Consider the following 15,057-nt stretch of genomic DNA (forward strand, 5'->3'; position numbering starts at 1 on the left):
GAATATAGGTAAATTTCCAGTAATTCACTTCCAAAAAACAAATTATCCTTCACAGCATGTTAAAATATAGATTTTTAAAGCCAGGCTTCATCGGCATGTTATTGGTTGCCACTATTGCAGGCACATCAGCAGCTCAGGAAACAAATCAGCCATATCAATCATTTTCACCCGGAAAAATCTGGAAAGATGATAAGGGTGTTCATATTAATGCACATGGCGGTGGCATAGTGGAATCCAAAGGTAAATACTATTGGTTTGGGGAACATAAAATAGAGGGCGAAAAGGGTAATTCGGCCCAGGTAGGGGTGCATTGTTATTCGTCGAAAGACCTTTACAACTGGAAGGATGAAGGAATTGCTTTGCCTGTATCGGATGATTCGAAAAATGATATTGCCCGGGGAAGCATTATTGAACGTCCGAAAGTAGTATATAATAAAAGTACTAAAAAGTTTGTGATGTGGTTTCACCTTGAACTTTTAGGCCAGGGATACGGTGCTGCGAGATCAGGCGTGGCCGTTGCCGACAAGGTTACAGGTCCATATAAGTTTATCAAAAGCTATCGTCCGAATCCAAAACAGATGCCTTTTTACACAACAGATGTTGCTGAGGCAGAGAAGCTGAACTGTGATCAGCCAAAAAGCAAGAGCGATGGTTTTTTCTGCAGGGATTTTCCTGGTGGACAAATGGCCAGAGACATGACGGTTTTTGTGGATGATGATGGAAAGGCTTACCATATCTTTTCTTCTGAAGAAAACTTTACGCTTCATCTTGCAGAATTAACGCCTGATTATTTAGGCCATACGGGTAAATTCATTAGAATTTATGTTGGGCAGCAAACTGAAGCACCGGCATTATTTAAAAAGGACGGGGTTTATTACATGGTTGGTTCCGGGTGTACCGGTTGGGCACCTAATCCGGCACGTTGGTTCAAGGCGGATACTATTTGGGGTCCCTGGAAATTTATGGGTAATCCATGTGAAGGCACTGGTGCTAATCTAACTTTTGGCGGCCAAAGTACACATGTGCTTCCTGTACCAGGTAAAAAGGGACAGTTTATTTTCATGGCGGACAAATGGAATCCAAAGAATGCGATTGATGGCCGTTATTTGTGGTTGCCCATCAGTTTTGAGGGTGATAAAATGAAGATTAAGTGGTATGATAGCTGGGATCTGAGTACGTTTAAATAAACAATAATAAGTTTCATGGGATACTAAAGTGAACTTCCTAAAAAGGAAGAATGGTACTTCTTATGCCCGATATTAATAGTTATAGCTCTTTTATTAAACTGATTATCAATGAATAAATACTTTTTCTGCCTTATTGCGATGGTGATTTCAATAAGCACATTTGCCCAAAAAGCAAAGCACACTTTTGCGCTAGGTGACAGTGAATTTTTGTTAGATGGAAAACCTTTCCAGATTATTTCGGGTGAGATGCATTACCCTAGAGTTCCGAAAGAGGCCTGGCGCGACCGAATGAAAATGGCTAAAGCAATGGGGCTAAATACCATAGGAACTTATGTTTTCTGGAATTTGCACGAGCCCCAGAAGGGGAAATTTGATTTTTCCGGGAATCATGATATCGCCGCATTTGTGAAAATGGCCGCAGAGGAAGGTCTATGGGTTATCCTGAGACCAAGCCCTTATGTCTGTGCCGAATGGGAGTTTGGCGGATATCCTTATTGGTTGCAGAACGAAAAAGGACTGGTAGTGCGCGGGATGGAAAAGCAATATCTTGATGAATACAGAAAGTACATCAACGCTGTTGGGAAGCAACTGGCTTCTTTGCAGGTTAACCATGGTGGTAATGTTTTAATGGTTCAGATTGAAAATGAATATGGTTCGTACGGTTCGGATAAAGAATACCTTGCCTTAAACCAAAAAATGTTTATTGAGGCTGGTTTTGACGGACTTTTATATACTTGCGATCCGGAAGCTGATATTGTTAAAGGACATTTACCAGGTTTGCTTCCTGCTATCAATGGTCAGGATAACCCTGCTAAGGTGAAAAAAATCATTAGTGAACTGCATGGGGGCAAGGGTCCGTTTTTTATTGCAGAATGGTACCCGGCATGGTTTGATTGGTGGGGTGAGGCTCATCATACAGTGCCTTTGGAACAATATACGAACAAGCTGGACTCCGTTTTAAAAGCAGGTATTTCCATTAACATGTATATGTTTCATGGTGGTACAACCAGAGGTTTCATGAATGGTGCAAACTATAAGGATACTTCACCGTACGAGCCGCAAACCAGCAGTTATGACTATGATGCTCCTTTAAACGAGGCGGGAAATGCAACGGAAAAGTTCAGAAAGTTCAGGGCCGTTATAGAAAAAAACCTTCCTGCCGGTCAAAAACTTCCTCCCATCCCAGCAGCCAAAAAAGCGATTACTATTGATCCGATAAATTTCACTTTAAGTAGTTCTGTATTTAATCATCTTCCGAATGCTATAAGCAATAAAACCCCATTAACTTTTGAAGATTTAAAGCAGGATTATGGTTATGTGCTTTACAGGACTTCGGTTACGGGGGGCGAGAAGGGAATCTTAAAAATAAAGAACCTCAGGGATTATGCACTGGTTTTCATCAATGAGCAAAGGGTAGGTATTCTGGACAGAAGGTTGAACCAGGATAGTCTGGAGATCACATTACCCAAGGGCGAAGTTCAGCTCGATATCTTTGTAGAAAATATGGGCAGGGTCAATTTTGGAAAGTATTTATTAGAAAACAAAAAGGGAATTACAGAGAAAGTTTCCTTTAAGGGGCTTGAACTTTATAATTGGTCAATGTACGGCTTACCGTTTAATGATGTGAGTAAGTTGAAGTTTGATTCGCAGATGACTCCAAATAAAAGCTTACCTATGCTTCAGAAGGCAAAGTTTGAATTGACGGAAGTTGGAGATACCTATCTTGACATGCGTAAATGGGGGAAAGGAGTGGTATGGATTAATGGGCACAACCTTGGAAAGTACTGGTCAATTGGTCCGCAGCAAACTTTATACGTTCCTAAAGAATGGTTAAAAAAGGGTGGGAATGATATCATTGTTCTAGAATTAGTCAAACCCTATCAGCGTGAGGTGGGTGGAATCTCTTCACCTATTTTGGATGAGGTTGTTAAAAATTAACGGCATCTAGAATGTGGCAGGCATAATCTTTTAATTAGCTGTAAATGAGTTAATATAAGGGTTGTGCTTGTTAATTTACGCCAATCACAAGCCTGTCGATTAAGGTATATTTATAATGTTATTATAACCTGCATACCAAACAGAATCCAATCATTATGAACGCTATTAATTATGTATCTCCAAAATCCCATAGGCAACATTATTTTTTTTTGTACCCGATTTTTAAGTGTCCCATCGACGTTTAAAAAATGAAATGCTGGTAAAATCTGCGTTTTTAGTTGAAAAGTAACATTTTAACCCCTATTAAATACCGTATTGCCCCTCCCTGGGAATGCTTTTTTAATAGTTACTTTGTTACCAACCAAATACTAAAAACTTAATTATGAGAAAATCCAGACTATCAACAGCAAAGGAAGAGTAACTAACTTCTGGCTTATTTACAAGGATCACTGGGACTTTTAAATGATGGTAAATGCTACGGCATTATCCAGCTAGAAAGTGATGATGAGCCAATCCTTGATTTCAGATTAAACAAAAAGCAGATCGAATAATCTGGCTCGAGGGCCCTGAGAATTTCTTTTGCCAAAAAACAATTAAACTAACCCAAATAAACATGATGAACAACTACTTGATCGCCGGTTTCCGAAAAACCGGTTGGGCAATGCGCCATCCGTTGCTTGCCTTTGTTTTGCTTGTATTCGCTGTTGCGTGTAAGAAAAATCAAAACTCCACGGCCGCAACTGAATATGACCCAAGCCTGCCCATAACCATTAATTCTTTTACCCCCGATTCGGGCGGTATCCGCACTAAACTTGTAATTAAAGGTTCAAATTTTGGTACTGATAAGTCGAAAGTGAAAGTCTACTTTACAGATACTGAAAAAGATAGGTCAGCTACTATCATTGGCTTAAACAATGAAACGATTTATTGTTTAGTACCTAAAGAAAATGCAGGTTTGAATGCTGTAAAAGTAATGGTGGAGGCGAAGAGTGGAGTAATTACGAAGAAATTCAAATACATAGTTGCACAAAGTGTATCAAATGTTGTGGGGCTAACAACTGTTGTGGGCTATGTAAATGGATCACTTTCGGATGCCAGGATCCAAAGAACCTTTGGTATTGCCGCGTTGGATAATGACGAACTGATATCCTTCGAGTCGATGGTCGGTAATGTGAGATATATTTCTATCAACGACAATAAAGTTACTACGCTTCAGACAGGATTTGATGGTACACAACCCGCTTTAAATAGTACGGGTACGAAATTATATTCTATAGGAAGAAACGTGCCGCATAAAGTATATTTTTATGAAAAAAGTAGTCTTTGGCAGCCGCAAATTCTTGCAGCGCAAATTCCGGGATCAACAGGTATTATATATTCTGCTTGCTTAGATGATACAGAGCAATGGCTCTATTTCAGAGATAAAGATGGCAAATTTGGACGTTTAGAAATCGCGAACCCAACGAATGTTCAGATTCTGAATACTGCCTGCGGAAATGTTGGATCCACTGAATATAGCTATATGGTATATAATAAAATAGAGAGCTGTTTCTACTTTACTGTTCAAAGCACTAATGGTGTGTACAAAGTTAGTAAAGATGGGAAAACAGTGACGGAATACGCTGGTTTTAATGGATTGGGAAAAGCGGATGGAAAACTGCTTGGCGAATCTTCCTTTACTTCACCCACCGGAATGTGCGTGGATAGTGAGGGTAATCTATACGTTGCAGATTCAAACTCAAATCTGATAAGAAAGATCAACCGTAGTACTGGTTATGTATCTACCATAGCAGGAATTGCAGGTGTTTTTGGAGGAGCCAATGGACTACCCCTTGCATCAACCTTTAATTATCCTTACTGTCTGACTATCGATAAAAACGATGTAATATTTATTGGCGAAAGCTGGGGAGTGACAATCCGTAAGCTTGCAATTGAGTAATGTTCAGATCTGCATTTGATTTAATTTATTAACAAGTTAAGCACAACAAAATTTATGAGAAAAATATTATATCTGGTTTTGATGTATGTCTTTACCATGTTTAATGCTGCGTTATATGCGCAGGATAGTGGTAAACTAACAATGTCGGGACAATTAATGGATGAGCAAGGTAAGGAGCTTATTGGCGTATCCATTTTTGTAAAAGGTAACACGAAGATTGGTACCTCATCAGATTCGGATGGAAGATTCCGTTTGGCAAATGTTCCTAAAGGGAGTACAATTGTTTTCTCCTTTATGGGGTTTGAGTCATTTGAACTCGCTGCAAATGAATCAAAAGATAAAATCAAGGTGGTACTGAAAGAAAATGTTAGCGATTTCGAAGAGGTTCAGGTGGTAAGTCTTGGTACACAACGTAAGATAACTACAACGGGGTCTATCAGCACTATTAACGTAAAGGATTTACAAGTTCCTGCAACTTCTCTGAGTAATATGCTTGGTGGAAGAGTGCCGGGTATTGTTGCTGTACAACGTAGTGGTGAGCCGGGAAGTAATTTTTCCGAATTCTGGGTTCGGGGAATCAGTACTTTCGGTGCGAGTGCTTCAGCCTTAATTTTGATTGATGGGGTAGAAGGAAATCTGGATAATATAGATCCTTCCGATATAGAAAGTTTCTCAGTTTTAAAAGATGCCTCGGCGACAGCCGTTTATGGTATCCGTGGAGCCAACGGTGTAGTTGTTGTTACCACTAAGAGAGGTAAGGCCGGTAATTTAAAATTGAATTTTAAAGCCAATTCTACCTTCACCAAATCGGCAAGGATGCCGCAATATGTAGAAGCTTATGATTACGCTTCACTGGCGAATGAAGCAAGGCTGGGGAGAGGGCAGGCTGCCATCTATAGTCCTGTAGAATTAGAGTTATTTAGAACTAATTTGGATCCGGATCTTTATCCGAATACAAATTGGAGGGATGTTATCCTAAAAGACGATACGCGTTACTCGCAATATAATTTAAACATTTCCGGAGGTGGTACTGCTGCCAGGTATTATATGAGTTTAGGTTATCTGAATCAGGAGGGTATTTTTAAGCAAGACAAGAATGTGAACCTATATGACGTAAATACCAATTACGATAAATATAATTTTAGAGCCAATATAGATGTAGACCTAACAAAAACGACCAAACTGGCCCTGAATCTTGATGATGCCATAGCGCTTCAAAACTCGCCTGCTTATGCTACTGATAATAAATTTCTTTGGGACACACAAGCTAATGTTACACCTGTAAGTATTCCGGTGAGATATTCCAATGGTCAGCTTGCTGCTTATGGCATTGGTGGCACAACGCCATCTCCCTACTACTTATTAAATTATACTGGATTTAGAAAGACCAATACTAATACTGTAAATGCTAAATTGAGTCTTGACCAGGATTTAAAATCTTTGACGCCCGGCTTAAGTGCCAGAGGGTTGTTCTCCTGGACTTATTATGGAAGTAATACCGCTAGCCACCCTAAAATGGGAGCCGAAGCATTCCAGGCTTCAGCAGTTTCGGGAAGGGCTAACGATGGAAAATTAATAACATCAAGAACAATTGCTTCCTCTGATGCCGGTTATGGGCAAGGCTCTTTAATTACCCGTCAAATGTATATAGAGGGACAAGTGAATTATAACCGCACATTTAATTCCGTACACAATTTTACAGGTCTCCTACATGTGTACAGACAGGAAGATATCACTTCTAGTCTTACTGCCTATAGCGATCCTTATATGAGTGTTATCCCGCTTAGAACACAAGCGCTTTCTGGTCGTTTAACCTATTCTTACAAAGACACCTATTTATTAGAAGGTAATGCTGGTTATTCCGGATCCGAAAACTTTAAACCAGGTGAGCAATATGGTTTTTTCCCTGCTCTATCTGCCGGATGGATCCCTACCCAATATGAATGGGTAAAAGAAAATATCAAGTTTGTAGATTATTTTAAAATCCGTGGATCATGGGGTAAAGTCGGGAACGCAAAAATTTTAAACTCCGATAACAGGTTGGTGCGTTTTCCATATCAAACTATCTTAACCTCAGGAGGTAACGATTGGGGAAATACCATTGTTGAAAGTAAGGTTGGAACAAGTGGATTAAAATGGCAAACCTCAACTAAATACGATTTAGGGTTGGACGTAAAATTCCTTAAAAGTAAATTTGATTTAACCGTGGATGCTTTCTTAACAAAAGCAGATGATATCTATCAGCAACGGGTATCAATACCAGACGAGGTAGGTGCAGCTCAAGCGCCATACCTCAATGTGGGCTCGATGAAAAGCTGGGGTATGGACGGTAATTTAACTTATTTTCAAAATCTGAGTAAGGATGTTTCCCTAACGGTTAAAGGTAATTTTACCTTTTCCAGAAATAGAGTTACACATTGGGAACAAAGTGGTTTAAACTTTCCTTACCAATCGTACAGCGATGTACCTTATGGTGTGCAAAGAGGCCTGGTTGCGTTAGGATTGTTTAAAGACAAAGCCGATATCGCAAATAGTCCGATACAAACTTTTATGGCCAACTATTTGCCTGGCGACATTAAATATAAAGACATTAACGGTGATGGTGTCATTAATACAGATGATGTTGTTCCCCTTAACTATTCCAATGTACCACGTGTAATTTATGGTTTGGCAACAGCGCTAACCTATAAAAAATGGACATTTAATGTGTTCTTTACCGGTCAGGATCAGGTTGGCTATTTTCTTGGTGGCGCAGGTTACTATCCGTTTTCAGGAGAATCAACCGGGAATGTGCTGAGTATCGTAGCTGATCCGGGCAACCGCTGGATTCCGGCCACAGTTTCAGGAAGTACGGCTACGGAGAATCCAAATGCACGTTTTCCCCGTTTAACCTATGGTGCAAATAATAACAATAATCAGGCTTCCACATTCTGGATGGCAGATGCATCTTTTCTGCGCTTAAAAAATGTTGAAGTATCTTATAAACTCGACAATAAATTCTTAAAACGTTATGGTATATCTTCAACTACATTTAGTATTGTTGGCGATAACCTTAAAGTTTGGGATAATGTTAAACTCTGGGACCCTGAACAGGCATCCAATAATGGAGCTGTATATCCGCTTCAAAGAATGTACACCCTGCAAATGTTTGTAACGTTTTAAACTAATTATTCAGATGAACACGAAACTTAAAATATTATTCGCAGTTATTATTTCCGGTGTGATAGGCACAGGATTAAGTTCCTGCAAAAAAGACTACCTTAATGTGGATGAGTATCTCTACGATATGACCAATATAGATAGTGTATTTGCTAACCAGGATAAATTACGGACTTACATTAATGGAATAGCCTCCTACCTTCCTGATGAAGAAAGATTGTGGACCAATTCATGGGCTCCTTTTCAGCAGGCAACCGACGAAAACTTTACTTCATGGAATGATGGAAGTCATGCAGGAATAAAACTCATGGTTAACGAAATTACGCCTTTTGCAGCCAACACCTATTTTAATAATTATGCTACCTGGTACAAAGGCATCCGTAAAGCAAATACTGTTATTGCAAGGATAGATGAAGCAAAAGGCCTGTCCATCACATCTAAGCGCCAATATTTAGGTGAAATGTATTTCTTTAAGGGATATTTCATGTACCTCCTTATCCAACAATACGGACCTGCTGTGATTCCTCCGGATGACTTGTCTGATTTGAATGATGATGGAGAGTCACTCTCACAAGAACGTAGCAGTTTTGATGATTGCGTGGCCTATATTGTAAAAAACATGGAGTTGGCAACAGGGTATCTGTCGGCAAATCAGGAGGCTTTAAGTGATATTTATCGTCCAACATCAGGCGCAGCGATGGCCACAATGTCACGCGTGCTACTCACTGCAGCAAGCCCGATGTTTAATGGCAACCGATCTTATGGCAATTGGTTGCGAAAAGATGGCACACCTTTTATATCCCAAACTTACAATAATGATAAATGGGGAAAAGCTGCTGCTGCCGCTAAACGTATTATGCAAACCGGTTTATACGAATTGTTTACCTATCCTAAAAGTACTGATACAGATCCTTTGGCACCAAATGTGCCAAGTGCAAATTATCCCAACGGTGCTGGAGGTATCGATCCTTACCGTTCTTATAAGTATAGTTTTATCGGAGAAATTCCCGCGAATGCCAATCGTGAAGTCATATGGTGTACAAATGTTAACCCACTAGGTAGTGGTTCTTCTTTAAACTTGTCTACTATTGCACTTTTGGGCGGTTGGAATGGTCTTAATCTAACACAAGATCTGGTGGATTCTTACAGAATGAAAGATGGAAATAGCATCAGCCGTTCAAGTACTGCTTATCCTTACCCTAGTAATTCTGAAGCCTATCTCTCCATTCCGGCAGCTAAAACCTATTCGGATGTCCAATTAACAGCCAATACCGCTCGGATGTACAACAATCGTGAGCCGCGCTTCTACGCAACAATTGGATTTAATCATTCGTATTGGAAAGGTACCTCTTACACTGGAAGCAGTCCCTATACCAATCTTGAAGTTACCTATTATTCCAATGGAAATGCTACCCCTACAATCAATAGTCCGAATGATTACAACCATACCGGCTATACTTGCATTAAGTACAATCACCACACCGATAATATACAAGCCTCATCAGCTATAAGGGCCAAGACATTTCCGATCTTTAGATATGCCGAAGTGTTGTTGAACTATGCTGAGGCGTTAAACGAAATGAACGGGTCGTATACTGATGCAGCTACAGGAACCGTAGTAACCAGAGACTTATCAGAAATACAAAATGCTTTTAACCGCGTAAGGTTTAGGGCAGGTATGCCGGGTTTATCTGCACAGGAACTGGCAAGTCAGGAAACAATAAGGGAAGCCATTAAGTTGGAGCGTAAAATAGAATTTGCCTGCGAAGGGCGCAGATACCACGATTTACGCCGTTGGCTTGATGCACCCGATGCTATGAGTAAACCTGTAGTTGGTATGAATGTGAAGGCAACAACAGGTCAGAAAGATTTGTTTTATACACGTACCACGCTTGTTGAACCTTTAACTACGCGGGTTTGGAGCTTTAAGATGTTTTTCTGGCCAATTCCGCTAAATTCCATGAATAAAAATTCCAAGCTGGTGCAAAATCCAAGTTGGTAGTAATTGAAATTAAAGAGATAATTGATTTGAGATGATAAATAATTTAAACTGATGAAGAAATTAAAATTTATATTATACTCGTTTATAACCCTTACTGTAGTGATTGGTGGTTGTAAGAAGAAAGATAATCCACTAGATAAAGAGCAGTATATCAAACAGGTTTATCTTGTGGGAGCAAATAGTTCCAATAACGAGGGACGGACAATAATAAAAGCGAATTATTTGAATGGGGCCGATGCTGAAGCTTCTTTCAATTTATCTGTGGCTACTGGCGGAAGCTTAAATATAGACAGAGATGTAACTGCAACTATTGCCGATGCAGGGCTCGCACAGATCACCAGATACAATAGCTTGTATTTATACAGGTCTACGGATATCAAGATTCGTAAACTAAATGATCTTTTTTATAGAATTCCGAGTAAAAATGTCTTGATCAAAGCAAATGAAGTAAATGGTACAACTCCCGTATACGTTAAAACGGCAGGTCTGCAACCAGATTCATTATATGCCTTTTCAGTAAAGATAGCCTCCGTATCGGAACCTGATTACATTTCAATACGAAAAACGGATACTGTATTGATGGTGTCTCTAAACCTTATTAATGCTTATTCAGATTATACTTACAAAGTGGTAGGTACCTATTATCCGCTTAATACTCCAACAAATGTTACATCTGTATCTCTTACTGCCAGACAACTAAAGGCCACAAATTACAATACGGTGCGTTTTTATCATTTGGATAATAAAGAAGAATATGCCAACATAGCTCCTTTTGGCGTTAAAATGCAGGTTGCCGTTGATAATACATTGACAATTAGTGCATGGGGAACACTGAATGTTACCGCCGGAGGTGGAACATATAACCCGGATACGAAAACATTTAATGCCTGGTATAATTACGTGGTCAGCGGGGTTACCTATCAGTTTACAGGAACATTTACGGCTACAGTACCACCAGCAGTTTAATGTCGTCGTAATGAAAAATATAGTCAATGAGAATCATTAAACCTGTTCAATTTCGTGGGCCCTATCAATAGGACCATAACCGAAACATTCACTATAACCTATCATTATAAGATGATCTAACGGTTCAGCTTTTAAGATTTAGTTAGCAACCATTAGCTGAATATTGTAAAGGGCATATAAAGTCGGAAACTTTATATGCCCTTTTTTATGAACCTATTTTTTGATTAAGATGAGGGTTGTATCTGGTAAAATTGGTTCATTCTCTACAACGGGATTCCGGTAATTTTACAGTATTGATCAGGGTTAAGGGGTGCTAATAAATAGCAAAAATGATTACGTTTTGATGATGAATTACTTTTGAATATTTAAACGTTCATTTGACGCTTTAAAAATTAAAAGAAGGGGTGAATCAACACATTTGTTACATAATTTAACAGTTTAGCCCCTTTATAATACCATATTACCCCCTGTTAAGATGGGTAGTTTAGTAGTTACTTTGTATTAATCAAGTATAAGGACTGGATAATGAGCGGTGCGGTAGGTAGCCAAAGACAGATAGATTTATGGTGTCAATGACTTTCATGTTTACCTTAAAAGGTTTACTTCACGGCTCAAATTAGTGCTTCTATAAGAAAACTAATCAACTAATAAATTCTTAAAAATGAGTCGAAATCCATTACAGATGCAAAGGTGCTTTTTAGTATTTCTCATTACCATATTTCTTTATGGTATTGGGGCACAAAAAGCAAATGCGCAAAGCAGCAAAGTAACAATCACGGGGCGTATTGCAGACAGTCAATCCAACACTATCCCTGGTGCAACAGTAAAAGAAAAGGGAACAGCTAATGTTACCATGAGTGATAATAATGGGGTTTACAAAATCTCCGTTTCCAAAGGGGCGGTGCTGGAGTTTGCTTTCATTGGTTACCAAACCAAAAGCATAGCTGTTGCAGACCAAACCCAGATTAACATCACTTTATCGGATGACGAGGCTAAAAGTTTAGATGACGTAGTGGTAGTAGGTTTCGGTAAACAAAAGAAGGTTAACCTAACCGGAGCGGTGGGTACGGTTGATGCCAAGGCTTTGGAAAGCCGTCCGGTTCAAAACGTAACCCAGGCACTTCAGGGTTTAATACCGGGATTAAATATCGGGCAGAATAATGGGTCTCTTGAAAGCACAGCAAGTATCAATATTCGTGGAACGGGCACTATCGGAAGTTCATCTTCAAGCCCTTTAATTTTGATTGATGGCATGGAGGGATCTTTGAATGCATTGAATCCACAAGATGTTGAAAGTATATCCGTTTTAAAGGATGCATCTGCTTCATCTATTTATGGTTCAAGAGCTGCTTTTGGCGTAATACTTGTAACGACAAAAAGAGGTAAAGCTGGGAAGGTTCAGGTAAATTATAATAACAGCTTTAGGATTACGAGTCCGGTTTTGTTACCTGAAATGATGGACTCTTACACCTTTGCACTTTATTTCAATGATGCTAGTGTAAATGGTGGTAATGCACCCCATTTTGATGCCGCTAAATTAAAGCGGATTAAAGATTTTCAGGACGGGAAAATCACTTCAACAATCATTCCGAGTCCAAATAATGCTTCACGCTGGGCTGATGGTTATGACTTCGGTAATGATAATAATGATTGGTATAAAGTGATGTACCGCGACAATAGCTTCTCCCAGGAGCACAACATTAGCTTAACCGGAGGAACTGAAGCGACTTCTTACTTTCTTTCTGGAAACTATCTGGATCAAACCGGAATGATGAAATTTAATCAGGATGGTTACAATCGTTATGGCGCCACTGTTAAAGTAAATACTAAAATAGCTGATCACTTAACTGCAAACTATAGTAATCGTTTTCTACGGGAAACCTATCATCGTCCCTCGGCACTAACAGATGGCTTTTACGAAGCAATAGGAAGGCAGGGATGGCCAACTTTACCATTATACGATCCTAATGGATATCTATATAGTTCACCATCTCCAGCATTAGAGATGGCAGAAGGGGGAGAGGATAATCAGGCGAAAGATTGGATGTATCAGCAAATTCAATTGGTATTTGAACCTGTTAAAGGCTGGAAGACTTTTGCAGAAGCCAACTACCGTACACAAACACAGTTCCGCCATTGGGATTCGCAACAAACCTATAATCATGATGTTAATGGTGTACCCTATTTATATAAGAGAACTTCAAATGTCTACGAATACGGATTTAAAGAAAACTACTTTAATACGAACATTTACTCTGAGTATTCAAAAAGCTTAGCTAAGCATAACTTCAAAATTATGGCTGGTTTCCAGTATGAGGATACCAGATATCGAGATTTTAGTGCCCAGCGAAATGGCATCATTGTTTCCGATATCGCCACCCTAAATACCACTTCCGGCCTTGATGCTGATGGTAAGGTAATTGCGCCTGTGGTTAATGGTCAATATCAGAATTGGGCTACAGCAGGCTTATTCAGCCGTTTAAATTACGACTATGACGGAATTTATTTATTAGAGGCAAACCTTCGCTATGATGGGTCATCGCGTTTTCGCTCCGATAAGCGTTGGGGATGGTTTCCTTCAGTATCGGCAGGGTGGAATATTGCCCGGGAGAATTTCTGGAAAGACCGGTTTGAGTTTGCCAATACTTTCAAGATACGGGCTTCTTATGGTAACTTAGGTAATCAGAATACGAACAATTGGTACCCTACCTATTTAACCATGCCAGTTGGTACTGCTAACGGTGTCTGGTTAATTGATGGTGGGAGGCCAAATACAGCTGGTGCACCTGGCATAGTAAGTTCTACTTTAACATGGGAAACCATTAAAAGTTATAACATTGGTTTAGATTTCGGGTTTCTGAAAAACAGATTGACGGGCTCATTTGACTGGTACAATCGTAAAACGCTAAACATGGTTGGCCCGGCTCCAGAGCTTCCTGTAATTCTTGGAACACCTGTTCCGCAGACCAATAACACAGATCTAAAATCATTGGGGTTCGAATTTGAAATCGGATGGAATGACCGTTTAAAAAATGGACTGGGCTATAATGTGAAATTCCTATTATCTGATTACCAAACAACCGTTACACGTTATCCAAACGCTACCATGTCGCTCAATACTTACAGAACCGGTCAGAAGCTTGGTGAGATATGGGGATATAGTACAATCGGAATTGCGAAAACTCAGGCAGAAATGAATGCCCATCTGGCAACACTAAGTAATGGTCAGTCTGTATTTGGCTCACAATGGGCTGCAGGTGATATCATGTATGCTGATTATAACAAGGATGGAAAACTAGATTGGGGAAGTTGGACACAGGGTGATTCCGGAGATGCACATCTGATTGGTAATAATACCCCACGTTACCGTGTAGGTTTAGATATCAATCTGGATTACAAAGGCTTCGACTTCAGGGCATTTTTCCAGGGTGTTTTAAAGCGGGATTACTGGCAAAGCAGCTACTTTTTCTGGGGAGCAACATCTGATAAATGGTGGTCGACAGGTTTAGTTCAACATGAGGATTATTTCAGGAACGATCCGAATAGTCCGCTTGGTTTAAACTTAGATTCTTATTATCCAAGACCAACATTCGGTTCAGGTAAAAACCAGCAAACCCAAACAGGATATCTACAGGATGCATCTTACATCAGATTGAAAAATATTCAGTTGGGCTATTCTTTGCCCAATAAGCTGATCAAAAAAATCGGCGCTCAGAAATTCAGGATTTTTGCTTCCGGGGAAAATTTAGTTACCTGGACAAATCTAGCTGAAATGTTTGATCCGGAAACGATTGATGGAGGAGCTAACGGAAGCGTATATCCGCTATCTAAAGTGCTTTCATTTGGTTTAAGTTTAACCTTTTAAT

General features: G+C 39.6%; 7 protein-coding genes. All 7 read left to right on the forward strand.

The features are described from left to right. Window positions 1-56: 56 nt before the first annotated feature. Entirely contained in the window at window positions 57-1,187 is a 1,131-nt protein-coding gene (locus AC570I_RS20645) for a glycoside hydrolase family 43 protein (RefSeq protein ID WP_497407024.1), read from the forward strand. Window positions 1,188-1,295: 108 nt separating this feature from the next. Continuing rightward, window positions 1,296-3,125 carry a glycoside hydrolase family 35 protein gene (locus tag AC570I_RS20650; protein WP_497407025.1) on the forward strand — a complete coding sequence of 610 codons (1,830 nt, stop codon included), beginning with the start codon at window positions 1,296-1,298 and terminating at the stop codon, window positions 3,123-3,125. A gap of 613 nt (window positions 3,126-3,738) precedes the next feature. Then, window positions 3,739-5,064: an IPT/TIG domain-containing protein gene (locus tag AC570I_RS20655; RefSeq protein WP_497407026.1), complete on the forward strand. Its 1,326-nt coding sequence runs from the start codon at window positions 3,739-3,741 to the stop codon at window positions 5,062-5,064. 54 nt (window positions 5,065-5,118) lie between these two features. Next, window positions 5,119-8,226, forward strand: coding sequence for a SusC/RagA family TonB-linked outer membrane protein (locus tag AC570I_RS20660; protein ID WP_497407027.1), 3,108 nt, complete (start codon window positions 5,119-5,121; stop codon window positions 8,224-8,226). 13 nt (window positions 8,227-8,239) lie between these two features. Further along, window positions 8,240-10,225 carry a RagB/SusD family nutrient uptake outer membrane protein gene (locus AC570I_RS20665; protein ID WP_497407028.1) on the forward strand — a complete coding sequence of 662 codons (1,986 nt, stop codon included), beginning with the start codon at window positions 8,240-8,242 and terminating at the stop codon, window positions 10,223-10,225. Between the two features lie 51 nt (window positions 10,226-10,276). After that, window positions 10,277-11,191, forward strand: coding sequence for a BT_3044 domain-containing protein (locus tag AC570I_RS20670; RefSeq protein ID WP_497407029.1), 915 nt, complete (start codon window positions 10,277-10,279; stop codon window positions 11,189-11,191). A gap of 661 nt (window positions 11,192-11,852) precedes the next feature. Next, window positions 11,853-15,056 (forward strand): SusC/RagA family TonB-linked outer membrane protein, encoded by a 3,204-nt coding sequence (locus AC570I_RS20675; protein WP_497407030.1) that lies wholly within the window; start codon window positions 11,853-11,855, stop codon window positions 15,054-15,056. The last annotated feature ends 1 nt before the right edge of the window (window position 15,057 follow it).

It is taken from the genome of Pedobacter sp. A2324 (assembly GCF_059693705.1).